We start from the raw sequence: 16,938 nt of genomic DNA, 5'->3' as shown, positions 1-16,938 counted from the left end.
CCTCCAGTGGTTTACGGCGCCTTGCCGTCGTGATCCGCCAGCAGCTGGATGGCTTCTGGCGCAATGTGAATGGACGTGATTTCGGCCATGTCTCCGGTCTCGCCGAGCAACGTGACGCCACCGACTTCGAAGTCGAAGCGGCGAAAGCTGCCAAGAAAGCGGTCGCGCGTGACCTTGCCGGCAAACGTGTTGACGCCATTGGCGGCGGGGCCAATAGCGAGTTTTTCCGGCCGCACCAGGACGACGATCGGCTCACCGACGGCGAAACCATGCGGCGCAGTCGTCAGGACACCGAACGGCGTCTCAACGCTCGTGCCGTTGGCGATGCGCCCGCGCCACAGATTGGCGTGGCCGATGAAGGACGCGACGGCGTGGTTGGCCGGGCGCGCGTAAAGCGCCTTGGGCGCATCGACCTGTACGAGGCGGCCGTCGCGCATGACGGCAACGCGATCGGCCATCGAGAGGGCTTCTTCCTGGTCGTGGGTGATGTGCATGGTCGCGATATGGTGCGCGCGCTGCAGCCGGCGGATTTCGTCGCGCATTTCGACGCGCAGTGCGGCGTCTAGCGCCGACAAAGGCTCGTCGAGCAGCAGAGCCTGCGGATCGAACACCAAAGCGCGCGCCAGCGCCACGCGCTGCTGTTGCCCGCCCGACAACTGCGCCGGCAGCTTGTCGACATGATCCTTGAGGCCGACGCGCCCGAGAATATCGAGCGCCATGCTCCGCCGCGTCGCGGCCGGCTGGCCGCGCAGTTTCAGTGGATAGGCGACGTTCTCGAGAGCCGTCATGTGCGGGAACAGCGTGTAGGACTGGAACACGATGCCGATATTACGCTCGCGCGGCGGAATGCCGGCGGCATCCTTTCCGGCGATAATGACGCGGCCGCGTGACGGCTGAACGAAACCGGCAATGATCTTCAACAAGGTCGATTTGCCGCAGCCGCTCGGCCCGATCACCGCCAGGAGTTCGCCAGGCCGGATGCCCAGATTGACGTCATGCACGCCGATATTCGTGCCCGGATAGGTGAAGGTTACGCCTTCGAGCAGGACGGTGAAATCGGAAGCAGTCATGCGCCGGCTCCATAGGCGCCCTGCGCGCCGCGTGCAGTGAGTGCGCCGCCAACCGAAGCCAGCAACGCCAGCGCCAGCAGCACCACGGTCGCGGCGCAGGCGAAGCCGGTCGCACCATAGAAGGCCTGCAACAGCACGACCGGATAAGGCCGCGTCAGAAAGCCGGCGACGAGATTGGACAGTTGAAATTCGCCGATCGACAAAGCCGCGACCGTGATCAGCCCGGACGCCAGGCTGTGCCGCAGGCTCGGCAGCACGATGTCCAGGAAGCGCCGTGTCGCGCCGGCACCAAGCGACTCGGCGGCGAGTTCGACCTCGGCCAGCTTGAGGTGGCGCATGTCGCCGATCAAAGTCTGCAAGAGATAAGGCAGCGTCAGCACCAGATGGCCACCGACCAGCACCCACAGGCTACCGAGAAACGGCAACGTGTCGCTTGAGAACACGAGGACGAAGCCGAAAGCGAGCACCAGCGGCGGCACCGCGATCGGCAGCAGATAGATGATGCGGGCGGCGGCGCGCGCCTTGCGCGAGGCGGCTCGGTAGATGGCGTAAGCCAGCGGCACGCCGACCGCGGCGCCGATCACGCAGGTCAGTGCGCAGACTTTCAGGCTGGTCCAGAAGGCGCGCTGGAAGCTGCCGTCATTGGCGACCTGAATGTACCATTCGGTGGTGAAGCCCGATGGCAACAGCGTGTTGAACCACACCTGCCCCACCGAACCTATCAGGAGCAGCGCGATCGGCGTGAACAGGTAGACGAGATAAAGATAGGTCGCGAGCGCCATTCCTGCTGTCGATCTCGCACGGGACAAATGCTAGCCCGCGAAAGCTCGCCCCGGCTTTAAAGGGGTCAATTTAGCAAAGAAACGCTGAGGCGACTCTGCCGTACCGACATTGACCTAGCGCAAGCGTGTGACAGTTCTGCGAAACTCTGCTGCACTTGCGAAGGGAATGGTGGGCAGTGAGAGGATCGAACTCCCGACCGTCCCGGTGTAAACGGGATGCTCTACCGCTGAGCTAACTGCCCGGCCCCATCTGGCGTCCGTTTATCGCTATTGCGGCGCATCGCGCAAGCCGCCCCGCGGCCCCTTAAATCAAAAACGGCGCCCGGAGGCGCCGTTTTCGCATTTTCTGCTGGACTCGCCGCTTAGTGCGCAGTCAGGCCCGAACCTTCTTCATCGGCCTTGCCATCGGTAGCCGCAATCTTGGCCGCAGCCTCGTCCCATTCGATCGGCTCGGGCTTGCGCACCAGAGCCTTGGCAAGCACCTCGTCCATCCGGGAGACCGGAATGATCTCGAGGTGCTTCTTGATGGTCTCGGAGATCTCCACCAAGTCCTTGGCGTTCTCCTCCGGGATCAGCACCGTCTTGATGCCGCCGCGCGCGGCGGCCAGCAACTTCTCCTTGAGACCGCCGATCGGCAGCACGCGGCCGCGCAGCGTGATCTCGCCGGTCATGGCGACATCCTTGCGCACCGGAATGCCGGTCATCACCGAGACGATGGCCGTGACCATCGCCACGCCGGCCGACGGACCATCCTTCGGCGTCGCGCCTTCCGGCACGTGCACGTGGATGTCCTTGCGGTCGAACAGCGGCGGCTCGATGCCGAAGGCGACCGCACGGGAGCGGACGTAGGACGCCGCCGCCGAGATCGACTCCTTCATCACGTCACGCAAGTTGCCGGTGACGGTCATACGACCCTTGCCCGACATCGACGTGCCTTCGATGGTGAGCAGCTCGCCGCCCACATCCGTCCACGCCAGACCGGTGACCACGCCGACCAGATCGTCCGCCTCGACCTCACCGAAGCGATACTTCGGCACGCCAAGATAGTCCGACAGGTTCTTCGCGGTGACGGCGATCGACTTCTTCTTCGAGGTCATGATCTCCTTGACCGCCTTACGCACGAGCGTCGACAGCTCTCGCTCAAGGCTGCGCACGCCCGCTTCGCGGGTGTAGCGCCGGATCATCAAGAGCAGACCTTCGTCGTCGATCGTCCATTCCGCAGGCGACAGGCCGTGCTTGGCGACCGCGTGCGGGATCAGATGCTTGCGCGCGATCTCGACCTTCTCATCCTCCGTGTAACCGGCGATGCGGATGATCTCCATGCGGTCCATCAGCGGGCCGGGAATGTTCAGCGTGTTGGCCGTGGTGATGAACATCACGTTCGACAGATCGTAATCGACCTCGAGATAGTGGTCGTTGAACGTCGAGTTCTGCTCCGGATCGAGCACCTCGAGCAGTGCCGAGGACGGATCGCCGCGGAAATCGGAACCCATCTTGTCGATCTCGTCGAGCAGGAACAGCGGGTTCGACGTCTTCGCCTTCCGCATCGACTGGATGACCTTGCCGGGCATCGAGCCGATATAGGTGCGGCGGTGACCGCGGATTTCGGCCTCGTCACGCACGCCGCCGAGCGACACGCGCACGAACTCGCGGCCGGTCGCCTTGGCGATCGACTTGCCGAGCGAGGTCTTGCCGACGCCTGGAGGCCCGACGAGACACAGGATCGGACCGGTCAGCTTGTTGGCGCGCTGCTGCACGGCCAGATACTCGACGATGCGTTCCTTGACCTTCTCGAGGCCGTAGTGATCGGCATCGAGGATGGTCTCGGCGGCGGTGAGATCCTTCTTGACCTTGCTCTTCTTGCCCCACGGGATCGAGAGCAGCCAGTCGAGATAGTTGCGCACGACCGTCGCCTCGGCGGACATCGGAGACATCTGCCGCAGCTTCTTGAGTTCGTGCGTCGCCTTCTCGCGAGCTTCCTTCGAGAGCTTGGTCTTCTTGATCTTGTCTTCCAGTTCGGCGAGCTCGTCGCGACCTTCCTCGTCGCCAAGCTCCTTCTGGATCGCCTTCATCTGTTCGTTGAGGTAGTACTCGCGCTGCGTCTTCTCCATCTGCCGCTTGACGCGGGTACGGATGCGCTTTTCCACCTGCAGCACCGAGATTTCGCTCTCCATCAGGCCGAGCACCTTCTCCAGGCGCGCGGTGACGGACGGCGTCTCCAGGATGTCCTGCTTGTCCGGAATCTTGACGGCGAGATGCGAAGCCACAGTGTCGGCGAGCTTGGCGTAATCCTCGATCTGCTGGATCACGCCGACGACTTCCGGCGACACCTTCTTGTTGAGCTTCACATAGTTCTCGAACTCGGTGACGACCGAACGCGCCATGGCTTCCGCCTCGACGCGCTCGCCGAGGTCGTCGGCAATCGCGGTCGCGTCGGCTTCGTAGTAGTCGGCACGGTCGGTGTACTTGGAAACCTTGGCGCGCGTCGCGCCCTCGACCAGCACCTTCACGGTGCCGTCGGGCAGCTTCAGGAGCTGCAGCACGCTCGCCAGCGTACCGACCTCGAAAATCGAGTCGGTTGCCGGATCGTCGTCGGACGCGTTCTTCTGCGTCGCCAGCAGAATGAAGGTGTCGGAGCGCATCACCTCTTCCAGCGCCTTGATCGACTTTTCGCGGCCGACGAAGAGCGGAACGATCATGTGCGGAAACACCACGATGTCGCGCAACGGCAGCACCGGATAGGAGCGGCTTTCGCCAGGCTGCAGCGTGGGTCGTGGCTTGTTGGTCATGGTCTTCCAGTCCTTTTTGTTGTGCCCCTGATCCGAGGACCCGCTTCAAGCGGCATCGCAAGATCAGTGCCGGTCAGGATGGGGAACGTTGGATGCGCGCTTCCTGTTTCGCGGTCCACCCGAAGGCTTTCGGGTAATCATCCAAGTCGCAGATCAAGTCGCAAGTTCGGTCGAATAACGACGAAGATTGGTACGCCGGTTCTCGGACAGCACTATACGTAGGATGACGGCCACCCCGCCGCAAGTAACGCCCGAAACTCCAGTTAAGATGACACTACGCGGGATCAGGACACCACAAACAGCGTCGATTCGGCGACGAAATCGCGCCGGAAAAGCCGTTATCCAGCCACGCTCGGAAGGCTGGTCCGGTATCCGACAAAGGGCTAGCCGGTCGGGGCCAACCGGTCGCGGCCGGCGCCCAAAGCGGGCGCCGGTGGAACTTCCGTGCCGGTCCTGACGTCAGGCGCTGGCCGATCCCTGGTCGGCGGTGCGGTCGCTGCGGTCGGCGTAGATGTAAAGCGGCCGGGCGGTACCGTCGACCACCTCCTTGGAGATCACGACCTCCTCGACGCCTTCCAGCGACGGCAGGTCGAACATGGTGTCGAGCAGGATGCCCTCCATGATCGAGCGCAGGCCGCGCGCGCCGGTCTTGCGCTCGATCGCCTTGCGGGCGATGGCGCCGAGCGCCTCCTCGGCGAGCGTTAGATCAATCTGCTCCATTTCGAACAGCCGCTGGTACTGCTTGACCAGCGCGTTCTTCGGCTCGACCAGGATCTTTTTGAGCGAAGCCTCGTCGAGGTCCTCCAGGGTTGCGACGACCGGCAGACGGCCGACGAACTCGGGAATGAGACCATACTTGAGCAGATCTTCCGGCTCGACCTCGCGGAAGATCTCGCCCTGGCGGCGGTCTTCCGGCGCAGTGACCTTGGCACCGAAGCCGATCGAGGTCGACTTGCCGCGGCCGGAGATGATCTTGTCGAGGCCGGAGAAAGCGCCGCCGCAAATGAAGAGAATGTTGGTCGTATCTACCTGCAGGAACTCCTGCTGCGGATGCTTGCGGCCGCCCTGCGGTGGCACCGACGCAACGGTGCCTTCCATGATCTTGAGCAGAGCCTGCTGGACGCCCTCACCCGACACATCGCGCGTGATCGAGGGGTTGTCGGACTTGCGGCTGATCTTGTCGATTTCGTCGATATAGACGATGCCGCGCTGGGCGCGCTCAACGTTGTAATCGGCGGCCTGCAACAGCTTGAGGATGATGTTTTCGACGTCCTCGCCGACATAGCCGGCTTCGGTCAACGTCGTCGCGTCCGCCATTGTGAACGGCACGTCGAGGATGCGCGCCAAAGTCTGAGCCAGCAGCGTCTTGCCCGAGCCGGTCGGACCGATCAGCAGGATGTTCGACTTCGCGAGTTCGACGTCCTGGTGCTTGGTCTGGTGATTGAGGCGCTTGTAGTGATTGTGCACGGCGACCGACAGCACGCGTTTGGCGTGGAACTGGCCGATCACGTAATCGTCGAGGACCTTGCAGATTTCCTTCGGCGTCGGGATGCCGTCGCGCGACTTCACCAGCGAGGACTTGTTCTCCTCACGGATGATGTCCATGCAAAGTTCGACGCATTCATCGCAGATGAACACGGTTGGGCCGGCAATCAGTTTCCTGACTTCGTGCTGGCTCTTGCCGCAGAACGAGCAATACAGGGTGTTCTTCGAATCGGTGCCGCCGACTTTGCTCATTCCGTTCTCCGTATCACTCTTCCGTATACGCGACCTAAGACAGCCCGATCTTTAAAAGCAGCCTGGTCTCGTATCGTTCACTGGCGCCGCCCCCGCCGTGAGGCAGATCAATCGTCTGCCCTACTACCGAAGCAAATTCCGCGCCGGAAATTAAGGCCCGGCAACCCGCTCATTTCGGGAGGCCGCTCCCGACTACACTCCCACACCCCGAGCGAAGCATGCTACGGGCAGGATGATCAAGAATGTATTAACGATAACAATGGCCGTTTTTGTCCACAAAACGGGCCGAAATTACCGCTGTCTGCGGGCCGCCGAAGGCCCGGTCGCGCATCTTGTCGCGGGGAACTTTCGCCACCCGAAACAATCCAGGCCCGGGTCAAGCGGGCTTCACGGCCACGTCCTGCGGCCGCTTTTCGATGACCTTGTCCACGATACCGAAGTCGCGCGCCGCTTCCGCGGTGAGGAAGTAGTCGCGCTCCAGCGCGTCCTCGATCTTCTTCAGCGACTGGCCGGTATGGTGCACGTAAATCTCGTTGAGCCGCTTCTTCAGGTTCAAAATCTCCTGAGCGTGCAGCATGATATCGGTCGCCTGGCCCTGGAAGCCGCCGGACGGCTGATGCACCATGATGCGGGCGTTCGGAAGGGCAAAACGCATGTCCTTCTCGCCGGCGGCGAGCAGCAGCGACCCCATCGACGCGGCCTGGCCGATGCACAGGGTCGACACCGCCGGTCGGATGAACTGCATGGTGTCGTAGATCGCCATGCCCGACGTCACCACCCCGCCCGGCGAGTTGATGTACATCGAAATCTCTTTCTTCGGGTTCTCGGCCTCAAGGAACAGAAGCTGGGCGACGATCAGGGTCGACATGCCGTCCTCGATCGGTCCCGTAATGAAAATGATCCGTTCCTTCAGGAGCCGGGAGAAAATGTCGTAGGCCCGTTCGCCGCGGTTGGTCTGTTCGACCACCATCGGCACGAGGTTCATGTAGGTTTCGACCGGATCTTTCATAACGGCTCCAGGACGCGCATTGAGGCGCTTTGACGCGAATCGCAAGGGCTAGCTTAGCGGGTCGCCCTGCTTCGACGATCTATTTTCGGTTGCCCCGGAGCGCAAGGGCCGCTCCGAGGATGGTGACAGGTCTCTTAAGAAGAGTTGCAAACTGGGTTGGCGCGGCGCCTCAAAGACAGACCGCCCGGCGAGGCTATTCCCCACCGGGCGGCGTGTGTAACAGAAGCCGATTAAGCAATCGTGGAGAGACTGCGGCGGAAATCGTTAAGCCGCCTCTTCGTCTTCCTTCATCAGCTCTTCCTTGGAGACCTTCTTCTCGGTCACGTCGGCGAGCTCGAGCAGGAAGTCGACCACCTTCTCCTCGTAGATCGGTGCGCGCAGTGAGGCGAGAGCTTCCGGGTTCTGGCGGTAGTAATCCCACACGCGCTGTTCCTGGCCGGCGAACTGGCGGGCGCGCTCGGCAACCGCGCGCGACAGCTCCTCGTCGCCGACTGTGATCTTGTTCTTGTCGCCGATCTCGGCGAGCACGAGGCCGAGGCGCACGCGGCGATCAGCAATGCCGCGATACTCTTCCCTGGCCTTCTCTTCCGTCGTGTTCTCGTCCTCGAAGGTCTTGTTCTCCGCCTTCAGCTCCTCCGTCACCGAGGCCCAGACGCGATTGAATTCTTCTTCGGCGAGCGTCGGCGGCAGGTCGAACTTGTGCATCTTGTCGAGCGCGTCGAGCAGCGCGCGCTTCACTTTCTGACGCGACATGCGCTGGTAGTCGCGGCCAATCTGTTCCTTCACCGCGTCGCGCAGCTTGGCGAGCGATTCAAGGCCGAGCTGCTTGGCGAATTCGTCATCGACGGTGACGGTGCCGGGGGCTTCGATCTTCTTGGCCGTGACAGCGAACTCGGCGGCCTTGCCGGCGAGTTCGGCATTGGCGTAAGCGGCCGGGAACGTCGCCTTCACGGTGCGGTTCTCGCCGGCGGCGATGCCGATGAGTTGCTCCTCAAAGCCCGGAATGAAGGTGCCGGAGCCGATATCAACAGCAATGTCCTGACCGGTGCCGCCCTGGAAGGCGACGCCGTCGATGGTGCCGACGAAGTCAATGGTGACGCGGTCGCCGCTCGCGGCCTTGGCGCCCTCACCTTTGTCGGCGAACGGGGTGTTCTGCTTGGCGATGCGGCCGAGCGCCTCATCGATCTCCGCTTCCGCAACTTCGGCCACCGGCTTCTCGAGCTTGATGGTCTTGAAGTCGCCGAGCTTGATCTCGGGCACGATTTCGATGCCGACCGTATAGTTGAGATCGGCCGAACCGCTGATCAGCTTCTCGACATCGGCTTCCTCGGTCGGCAGCGTGACCTTCGGATCAGCGGCCAGCTTGAAATTGTTGTCGGTCACGATCTTCTGGTTGGCGTCGCGCACCGAAGCCTCGATGACCTCGGCCATCGCCGAGCGGCCATACATCTTCTTGATATGCGAGACCGGTACCTTGCCCGGACGGAAGCCGTTGAGCTTGATCTTGTCCTTGAGTTCGGCGATGCGGGCATCGACCTTGCTGGCGAGCTCGGCGACCGGAATGCTGACGCTGTATTCGCGCTTGAGGCCTTCGGAAAGTGTCTCAGTAACCTGCATGATCTCACTTGCTTCTCGTTACGCGCGCCACCGCCCACAAGGACCGTTTCGCACCGTGGTGTCCTGAATTGCGGGACCGTTCCCGCATTTCGTACGCAAACCCATAAACCTTTGTCTGGTGCGGGCGGAGGGACTCGAACCCCCACGACTTTCGCCACTGGAACCTAAATCCAGCGCGTCTACCAATTCCGCCACGCCCGCAAAGGGCCTTCAAATCTTGTCTGCCCGCGACGGGCGGACATAACGCCTCATCCGGGCAAGGGCAAGGCGATAAAGCGCCGCCTCCGCTCGGAACGAGCCAAAGCCATCTAAATACCAACTTATTTCTGTTATTTATGTCCGGTTTGCGGTGGCTCAAGTTCGGCCCGGTATCGAGGGCCTATCATTGTAACAAAGCGCACATAGGAGGCGTCCATGACCTTCCGCCCGACGACCCTATCCCGCCGGCGTGTAATCGCCGGACTGGGAGCCAGCGCAACGCTGATTGTCCTGCCGCCCTCTGTGGCTGTTGCGCAGCCGGCCGGAGACGACGGCTTCCGCGTGCTGCGCGCCAAAGCCGGGACGGCGCACTTGCGCGGCCCGGCTGCGCGGCCGACCCGGATTTGGGGCTATGACGGGTTGTCACCCGGGCCAATCCTGCGAGTGAAGCAAGGCGAGGAACTGAAGGTCCGTCTCGTCAATGAGCTCGACCAGACGACCGCGATTCACTGGCATGGCCTTCGTATCGACAATGCGATGGACGGCGTGCCGCACCTGACACAGCGTCCAGTCGCGCCGGGCGAGAGTTTCGATTATCGCTTTACGCCGCCCGATGCGGGCACCTTCTGGTACCACACTCACTTCTTGTCATCCGAGCAGCTCGAGCGCGGCCTGTACGGCGCGCTGATCGTCGACGAAACAACGCCCGTCAATGTCGACCGCGACATGACGCTGGTGCTCGACGACTGGCGGCTGACCGCCAACGGCGACATCGACCCGAGCTTCGGCAACATGCACGACGCCATGATGGAAGGGCGGCTGGGGCAATACGCCACGATCAACAGCCAGGACGAATTCGAGATCAAGCTACGCACCAACGAACGTATGCGCCTGCGCCTCATCAACGCCGCCAATGCCCGCATTTTCCGCCTTCGCATCACGGATCACGAAACGCGCGTGATGGCGGTGGATGGCCAGCCATGCCCGCCGGAAGTGATCGCGGATGGCTGGCTGCGCCTTGGTCCGGGCGCGCGCACCGATCTGTTCCTGGACGCCACACTCAAATCCGGCGCGACCGCGCGCATCGTTATCGACAATGGCCGCGGCGGCGAATTCGCCCTCGGTACGCTTGCCTACGACAATAGCGCGCCGCTGCGCGAGGCGCCGCTGCCGGCGCCGGACGCACTGCCGGCCAATCCGCTGCCGACCCAAATCGATCTGAAGTCCGCGCTCACGATCGACATTCCGCTCGACGGCGGCATGGGCATGATGATGGGGGGCGGCATGATGGGAGGCATGGGAGGTGGAATGGGCGGCGGCATGCGCGGCGCCATGGGACCCGGCCGCTTTAATGGCTTTGGCCTGCCATCGCAGGAACGTCTCTGGGCGCTCGCCAGTATCTCATCGAGTGGACATGACGGCCCGCCGCTGTTCCGCGTCGCGCGCGGCCGCACCGTCATGCTCGATTTCGTGAACCGAAGCCTGATGCCGCACGCCATGCACGTCCACGGTCATCATTTCCGGCAAATATCGAATGGCGGCATGACGCCCTATTGGCTGGACACGGTCATCGTCGACCCCGAGCGCAGCGAGCGTGTCGCTTTCGTCGCCGACAACCCCGGCAAGTGGATGCTGCACTGTCACATGATCGAACATATGGCGACCGGCATGGCCGCCTGGTTCGAGGTGACCTGAGCGATCTACCGCAGGCCCTCGACCAGCCGCCGGTAGACCGCCGGGAGCGCCTCCGGCAGGTCCTCGGCGATCAAACCGGGACCAAAGGCCGCGGCCGCTTCGCCATGGAGCCAGGCGGCCGCGCTGGCCGCCTCGAAGCCGGCCATGCCTTGGGCCAGCAAACCGGCAATCATGCCGGCGAGAACATCGCCGGCGCCGGCGGTAGCGAGGTAAGGCGGCGCGTTGTTGGCAATCGATGCCCGGCCGTCCGGCGCCGCCACCACGGTATCCGGCCCCTTAAAAAGCAGGACGGCACCACTGGCGCGCGCGGCGGCCCGCGCCATTTCAAGTTTTGAATTAACTTTAGAATTATCAATTATTTTATTGAATATTCTAGCAAACTCACCGCTGTGAGGGGTGAGCACAGTGTTCGCCACGCCCGCCTTGATGGCTGCAAACAAAGGTTCCGGATCGCCGGCAAAACTGGTCAGCGCGTCGGCGTCCAACACCACGCCCGCCTTACTTCGCAGTGTAGCGGTAACTTGTTGCCGCATCGTTTCGCCGACGCCGCCTCCCGGTCCCAGCACCACGGCGTTCCGCCGCGGATCGCCCAGGAATTCGGCCAGTTCCGCCACGCCGTCGACCGGCCGCACCATGATGGCGAGATTGCTCGCCGCGTTGACTGCGAGCGCCTCGCGGGGGCTGGCGATGGTCACGAGCCCTGCCCCAGCCCGTAGCGCCCCGCGCGCCGCCAGCCGCGCGGCGCCGGTGGTCGACAGGCCGCCGGAGACCACGACGGCGTGGCCGCGGCTGTATTTGTGACCATCGATGCGCGGGCGCGGAAATGCCGCACCCCAGAGCCCCGGCCCGTTGGCGAAGGTCCTGGGCTGGACTGCGTCGAGCACGCTCGGCGCAATGCCGATATCGGCGACTGTGACCGGCCCGCAATGCAGACGGCCAGGGAACAGCAGATGTCCCGGCTTGCGCCGGAAGAAGGTCACGGTCTGCGTCGCCTTGACGGCCAGACCCATCACCGCGCCCGTCGCACCATTGATGCCGCTCGGCAGGTCGACGGCGATGATGGGCTTGCCGCTGGCGTTCATCGCCTCGATCATCGCCCGCGCGGCGCCTTCCACCGGACGATCGAGCCCGGCACCGAACAGGGCGTCGATGATGATGTCGCAGTCGTTGAGTGCATCCGGTGACGCAGCCTCCACCGGTCCGCGCCAGCGCTCGAACGCGGCGCGCGCGTCGCCCTTGAGACGATCCGGATCGCCGACCAGAACGACCTTCGCGTTATGGCCGCGCTCGGCCAGCAATCGCGCCGCGACGAAGCCATCACCGCCATTGTTGCCTGGCCCGGCAACAACCGTGACGCGTCCTTGCGGCATCAGCGCCGCCGTTGCATCGGCGGCCGCCGCGCCGGCATTCTCCATCAAGGTCAGCCCCGGCGTGCCGCCAGCAATTGTGAGCCGGTCGGCCTGCGCCATCTCGTCGGGTGTGAGCAGTTCGTTCATGCCCTCGACACTATCCGTCGTGAATATGACCGACAATTCGGCGGCGACGCATCGCCTCCCGTCATCGCCAAGCTGCTGCACTGCAATGGTCTTTCTTACCTATGGCCATTTTGTAATCACGATGCTTAATTGCGAGGCAGTAAATCTTAGGCAGACACCCGGCTGAACCTGACACGAAGCAGCAAGCCCTTGCTGTAGAATGAAAATCGGGTGCCACCCGATTTGGCACAGGACCTGCAAACATCAGCGCGGCCAGACGTCAGCGCGGCACATTCAGTTGGGCTGCCGGCCGGATGAAGGCTTCGGAACGAAAAGCTCCGGACAATCAAGACCCGGAGTTCATTGGAAGAGAGACAAGCGGATGAAGAAAATCGAGGCCATCATCAAGCCGTTCAAGCTCGACGAAGTGAAAGAAGCGTTGCAGGAAGTCGGTCTGCAAGGCATTACGGTCACGGAAGCCAAGGGTTTCGGCCGCCAGAAGGGCCATACCGAACTGTACCGCGGCGCAGAATACGTTGTCGATTTCCTGCCGAAGGTGAAGATCGAGATCGTCCTGGGCGACGACATGGTGGACAAGGCGGTGGACGCCATCCGCCGCGCTGCCCAAACCGGTCGCATCGGCGACGGCAAGATTTTCGTCTCCAATATCGAGGAAGCGATCCGCATCAGAACCGGTGAATCCGGTATCGACGCGATCTAATCCGCTATTGACGCCATCTGGCGCTTGGCCAAATGTCCCGGTCTGATCGACCCATTCCAGCCAGGGGGAAATGCTACCGATGACGACAGCCAAGAACGTCATGAAGATGATCAAGGACAACGACGTCAAATACGTCGATTTCCGCTTCACCGATCCGCGCGGCAAGTGGCAGCACGTCACTTTCGACGTGTCGATGATCGAGGAAGACACCTTCGTTGAAGGCCAGATGTTCGACGGCTCGTCGATCGCCGGCTGGAAGGCGATCAATGAATCCGACATGAACCTGATGCCGGACCCGGCCACGGCCTGCATCGATCCGTTCTTCGCCGAGACCACCCTCGTCCTGGTGTGCGACGTGCTCGAGCCGACGACGGGCGAGCCCTACAACCGCGATCCGCGCGGCATCGCCAAGAAGGCCGAAGCGCTGGTGAAGTCACAGGGCCTCGGCGACACTATCTTCTTCGGCCCCGAAGCCGAGTTCTTCGTGTTCGACGACGTCAAGTACAAGGCCGATCCCTACAACACCGGCTTCAAGCTCGACTCGATCGAACTGCCGACCAACTCCGACACCGATTACGAAGGCGGCAATCTCGGCCACCGCATCGGCATCAAGAAGGGCTACTTCCCGGTGCCGCCGCAGGACTCGGCGCAGGACATGCGCTCTGAAATGCTCGGTGCCATGGCGCGCATGGGCGCCAAGGTCGAGAAGCACCACCACGAAGTGGCCTCGGCCCAGCACGAACTCGGCCTCAAGTTCGCGCCGATGACCTACATGGCCGACCACATGCAGATTTATAAATACTGCATCCAGCAGGTCGCCCAGATCTACGGCAAGTCGGCGACCTTCATGCCGAAGCCGATCTACGGCGACAACGGCTCGGGCATGCACTGCCACCAGTCGATCTGGAAGGACGGCAAGCCGATGTTCGCCGGCGACAAGTATGCCGGCCTCTCGGATATGTGCCTGTCCTACATCGCCGGCGTCATCAAGCACGCCAAGGCGGTGAACGCCTTCACCAACCCGACCACCAACTCCTACAAGCGTCTGGTGCCGGGCTTCGAAGCGCCGGTGCTGCTCGCCTACTCGGCGCGCAACCGCTCGGCCTCGTGCCGCATCCCCTACACCGAGAGCCCGAAGGCCAAGCGCGTCGAAGTGCGCTTCCCCGATCCGCTGGCCAATCCGTATCTGTGCTTCTCGGCGCTGCTGATGGCCGGCCTCGACGGCATCAAGAACAAGCTCCACCCCGGCGATGCCATGGACAAGGATCTCTACGACCTGCCGAAGGCCGAGCTGAAGCAGATCCCGACCGTCTGCGGCTCGCTGCGTGAGGCGCTCGAGAGCCTCGACAAGGACCGCGACTTCCTCAAGGCGGGCGGCGTGTTCGATGACGACTTCATCGACGCCTATATCGAACTGAAGATGACCGAGGTCATCCGCTTCGAGCACACGCCGCACCCGGTCGAGTTCGAGATGTACTATTCGGCGTAAGCCGATCGGTTCGCCGGCGACGACCGGCATCGCAATACCGGACGCCTCGTTGAAGCGAGGCGCCTTGAAATCAAACAACAAGTCCTCGCCATCAGGTCATCGCCGTGGCGGGGACTTTTTGATTCCACGGCGGAGAAGAACATTCGCCGCACGAACCGCGCGGGACATCGCGTTATCTCTTTCGGCGCTCGTTGCGGCACGGAACTTCTTATTTATCGCCGGGCCGTTGACGGATGGCGGGGTCTGTGGCGATCTCACATCCGGTAGCACTAATTGAGCGGAACTTGTCGCCGGCCCGCTACCCCGGTGCAACGAGCCCCAGATGCCTTTGAACGCTCAGCGAATGCTCTGTTGTTGCGGCTGTCACGCCGTCACCTGCGCTTAAAGGCTTTGGCGAGCCGGCAGGCTCCGCACTGATCCTCAATTCAGCGTTGCAGACTGGCGGCTCGCCGGACCGAACCCCCGTCTCTCCAAATTCAAATTCCCAGGCTTTTCGGAATCTCCATGAGCACGACTTCTGACTTATCGGGTAACCTGCTCCGTCCAACCGCCTTGCGCGGCTCCCTGACTGACTTCTTTGCAGGTATATCCGCCGTGAACGACACCACCGCGCCGACCGTAGGGGCGCACCAAGGCGCCCTCGCCGGCGAACTCATCAAGTTCGATCGCGTTCGCAAGACATTCCCGGCGCGCGGCAGCGCGACCGAGGTGGGCGCTCTGCATGACGTCTCGCTGACCGTCCGTGCCGGGTCGATCATGGGCGTCATTGGCCGCAGCGGCGCCGGCAAGTCGACCTTGATCCGTCTGGTCAACGGCCTCGACAAACCAACGAGTGGTCATGTGCTGTTCGATGGTGTCGATGTCGGGAGCCTCACCGGCGGCGCGCTTCGGCAAACCCAGCGCCAGATCGGCATGATCTTCCAGCACTTCAACCTGCTGTCGTCGCGTACGGCGTTCGACAACGTTGCCCTGCCTCTCGAAATAGCCGGCGTCGATCGCGCGACCATCGGCAAACGCGTCAACTCGCTGCTGGAACTCGTGGGGCTGGCCGACAAGCGCGACCGCTATCCGAGCGAATTGTCCGGCGGTCAGAAACAGCGCGTCGGCATTGCGCGCGCGCTGGCGACCGAACCGAAAGCACTCCTGTCCGACGAGGCCACCTCGGCGCTCGACCCGGAGACCACCCGCTCCATTCTCGACCTGCTCAAAACCGTCAACCGCGAGTTGGGGCTCACCATCCTTCTCATTACGCATGAAATGTCGGTGGTGCGCGAAATCGCCGACGAAGTCGTGGTTCTCGACCATGGCCGCGTCGTCGAGCACGGCCATGTCTATGACGTCTTCACCCAGCCGCAACACGCGGTGACACGCTCGTTCTTCGCCAATGACGCCGGACGCCAGTTGCCGGCCGATATCAGCGCGCGGCTCCAACCGACGGCAACTCCGGGCGGTAAGGCTATCATTCGCATCGTGTTCCGAGCCGCGTCGGCCGACGACGCCGTGTTGTCGAAGCTGGCGCGCGATCTCGGTGTCGACGTCAACATCATGAGCGCGACGGTGGATACTTTGGCAGGAAAGCCATTCGGCTGGTTCATCGCCAGTATCAACGGCAACAGACCGGCGGAAGAAATCGTTTCCTACCTCTCCCAGTACGGCGTCAGCGCGGAGGTGCTCGGTCATGTCGCCTGAAATCATCCGCCTGATCCTCAATGCGTCAATCGACACGCTTTACATGGTGGCGCTGGCGCTCAGCTTCGGCACGTTGATCGGCTTGCCGCTCGGCATCTTCCTCGCGACCGGCGGCAAGGGGGAACTGCTCGCGCTCCCGGCAGCGAAGACGGTCCTCGGCTTCATTGCCAACGCGACGCGATCGACGCCATTCATCATCCTTGTCGTCGCCATCATCCCGTTCACACGGCTGGTCGCCGGCACCTCGATCGGCACCACCGCGGCGATCGTACCGCTGACCATCGCCGCCATTCCCTTCATCGCGCGCCTGATCGAGGGAGCGATCCGCGAAGTCGATTACGGCCTGGTCGAAGCGGCACGCGCCATGGGCGCGACGCCGCTTCAGATCGTGCGCAAGGTGCTCATTCCCGAAGCCTTGCCCGGCATCGCGCTCGGGCTCACATTGGCGGCCGTCAATCTCATCGGTTTTTCGGCCATCGTCGGCGTGGTGGGTGGCGGCGGCCTTGGCGATCTCGGCATCCGTTACGGCTACCAACGCTTCATGCCGGAGGTGATGGCGGTCGTGGTCGTCGTCCTCATCGTTCTGGTGCAGGGCGTGCAATCCTTCGGCGACCGCCTGTCGCGCCGGCTCAATAAACGCCTTCGTCACTCGTCCTGAACATTCAAA

The 16,938-nt window shown here is 62.8% G+C and carries 12 protein-coding genes and 2 tRNA genes; 5 read left to right on the top strand and 9 right to left on the bottom strand.

Features of this window, described 5'->3' with window-relative positions; genetic code table 11:
* Positions 1-11 precede the first annotated feature (11 nt).
* The 8 genes from E8Q40_RS11270 to E8Q40_RS11235 form a co-directional block, all read right to left on the bottom strand.
* Positions 12-1,070 carry an ABC transporter ATP-binding protein gene (locus tag E8Q40_RS11270; RefSeq protein ID WP_137044647.1) on the bottom strand — a complete coding sequence of 353 codons (1,059 nt, stop codon included), beginning with the start codon at positions 1,068-1,070 and terminating at the stop codon, positions 12-14.
* Positions 1,067-1,852: an ABC transporter permease gene (locus E8Q40_RS11265; protein WP_137044646.1), complete on the bottom strand. Its 786-nt coding sequence runs from the start codon at positions 1,850-1,852 to the stop codon at positions 1,067-1,069. The genes E8Q40_RS11270 and E8Q40_RS11265 overlap by 4 nt, the downstream gene beginning before the upstream one ends.
* A gap of 167 nt (positions 1,853-2,019) precedes the next feature.
* Positions 2,020-2,094: transfer RNA gene (locus E8Q40_RS11260), tRNA-Val, on the bottom strand.
* A gap of 120 nt (positions 2,095-2,214) precedes the next feature.
* Entirely contained in the window at positions 2,215-4,641 is a 2,427-nt protein-coding gene (lon, locus tag E8Q40_RS11255) for an endopeptidase La (protein WP_137044645.1), read from the bottom strand.
* 459 nt (positions 4,642-5,100) lie between these two features.
* A complete protein-coding gene (clpX, locus tag E8Q40_RS11250; protein ID WP_137044644.1) occupies positions 5,101-6,378 on the bottom strand; it encodes an ATP-dependent Clp protease ATP-binding subunit ClpX in 1,278 nt (425 codons plus the stop codon).
* A 376-nt stretch (positions 6,379-6,754) separates the two neighbouring features.
* On the bottom strand, positions 6,755-7,387 hold the full coding sequence (clpP, locus tag E8Q40_RS11245; protein WP_137044643.1) for an ATP-dependent Clp endopeptidase proteolytic subunit ClpP: 633 nt from the start codon (positions 7,385-7,387) through the stop codon (positions 6,755-6,757).
* 264 nt (positions 7,388-7,651) lie between these two features.
* The gene (tig, locus tag E8Q40_RS11240) at positions 7,652-9,004 is read right to left on the bottom strand and encodes a trigger factor (protein WP_137044642.1); all 1,353 of its coding nucleotides are present in this window, start codon (positions 9,002-9,004) and stop codon (positions 7,652-7,654) included.
* Between the two features lie 116 nt (positions 9,005-9,120).
* Positions 9,121-9,205 (bottom strand) — tRNA-Leu (locus tag E8Q40_RS11235).
* Positions 9,206-9,418: 213 nt separating this feature from the next.
* On the opposite strand from E8Q40_RS11235, the gene E8Q40_RS11230 reads away from it, so the two are divergent.
* The gene (locus tag E8Q40_RS11230; protein WP_137044641.1) at positions 9,419-10,897 is read left to right on the top strand and encodes a multicopper oxidase family protein; all 1,479 of its coding nucleotides are present in this window, start codon (positions 9,419-9,421) and stop codon (positions 10,895-10,897) included.
* Between the two features lie 5 nt (positions 10,898-10,902).
* Here the strand turns inward: E8Q40_RS11230 and E8Q40_RS11225 are convergent, their stop codons facing one another.
* Positions 10,903-12,393, bottom strand: coding sequence for an NAD(P)H-hydrate dehydratase (locus E8Q40_RS11225; protein WP_137044640.1), 1,491 nt, complete (start codon positions 12,391-12,393; stop codon positions 10,903-10,905).
* Positions 12,394-12,754: 361 nt separating this feature from the next.
* On the opposite strand from E8Q40_RS11225, the gene E8Q40_RS11220 reads away from it, so the two are divergent.
* The 4 genes from E8Q40_RS11220 to E8Q40_RS11205 all read left to right on the top strand — a co-directional run bounded on the left by E8Q40_RS11220 (position 12,755) and on the right by E8Q40_RS11205 (position 16,929).
* Complete coding sequence (locus tag E8Q40_RS11220; protein ID WP_115518811.1) at positions 12,755-13,093, top strand: P-II family nitrogen regulator; 339 nt, start codon at positions 12,755-12,757, stop codon at positions 13,091-13,093.
* A gap of 79 nt (positions 13,094-13,172) precedes the next feature.
* Complete coding sequence (glnA, locus tag E8Q40_RS11215) at positions 13,173-14,582, top strand: type I glutamate--ammonia ligase (RefSeq protein ID WP_137044639.1); 1,410 nt, start codon at positions 13,173-13,175, stop codon at positions 14,580-14,582.
* Between the two features lie 594 nt (positions 14,583-15,176).
* The gene (locus tag E8Q40_RS11210; protein ID WP_304577522.1) at positions 15,177-16,271 is read left to right on the top strand and encodes a methionine ABC transporter ATP-binding protein; all 1,095 of its coding nucleotides are present in this window, start codon (positions 15,177-15,179) and stop codon (positions 16,269-16,271) included.
* Positions 16,261-16,929 (top strand): methionine ABC transporter permease, encoded by a 669-nt coding sequence (locus E8Q40_RS11205; RefSeq protein ID WP_137044636.1) that lies wholly within the window; start codon positions 16,261-16,263, stop codon positions 16,927-16,929. Before E8Q40_RS11210 ends, E8Q40_RS11205 begins: the two co-directional genes overlap by 11 nt.
* The last annotated feature ends 9 nt before the right edge of the window (positions 16,930-16,938 follow it).

It is taken from the genome of Pseudolabrys sp. FHR47 (assembly GCF_005153485.1).
Lineage (GTDB): Bacteria > Pseudomonadota > Alphaproteobacteria > Rhizobiales > Xanthobacteraceae > Pseudolabrys.
The sequence above is the reverse complement of the archived record's forward strand: the minus strand, read 5'-3'. Positions and strand labels throughout refer to the sequence as shown.

Coding starts and splice junctions, on each gene's coding strand:
- E8Q40_RS11270 (WP_137044647.1), bottom strand. CDS start 1,070: ATGACTGCTTCCGATTTCACCGTCCTGCTCGAAGGCGTAACCTTCACC.
- E8Q40_RS11265 (WP_137044646.1), bottom strand. CDS start 1,852: ATGGCGCTCGCGACCTATCTTTATCTCGTCTACCTGTTCACGCCGATC.
- lon (WP_137044645.1), bottom strand. CDS start 4,641: ATGACCAACAAGCCACGACCCACGCTGCAGCCTGGCGAAAGCCGCTCC.
- clpX (WP_137044644.1), bottom strand. CDS start 6,378: ATGAGCAAAGTCGGCGGCACCGATTCGAAGAACACCCTGTATTGCTCG.
- clpP (WP_137044643.1), bottom strand. CDS start 7,387: ATGAAAGATCCGGTCGAAACCTACATGAACCTCGTGCCGATGGTGGTC.
- tig (WP_137044642.1), bottom strand. CDS start 9,004: ATGCAGGTTACTGAGACACTTTCCGAAGGCCTCAAGCGCGAATACAGC.
- E8Q40_RS11230 (WP_137044641.1), top strand. CDS start 9,419: ATGACCTTCCGCCCGACGACCCTATCCCGCCGGCGTGTAATCGCCGGA.
- E8Q40_RS11225 (WP_137044640.1), bottom strand. CDS start 12,393: ATGAACGAACTGCTCACACCCGACGAGATGGCGCAGGCCGACCGGCTC.
- E8Q40_RS11220 (WP_115518811.1), top strand. CDS start 12,755: ATGAAGAAAATCGAGGCCATCATCAAGCCGTTCAAGCTCGACGAAGTG.
- glnA (WP_137044639.1), top strand. CDS start 13,173: ATGACGACAGCCAAGAACGTCATGAAGATGATCAAGGACAACGACGTC.
- E8Q40_RS11205 (WP_137044636.1), top strand. CDS start 16,261: ATGTCGCCTGAAATCATCCGCCTGATCCTCAATGCGTCAATCGACACG.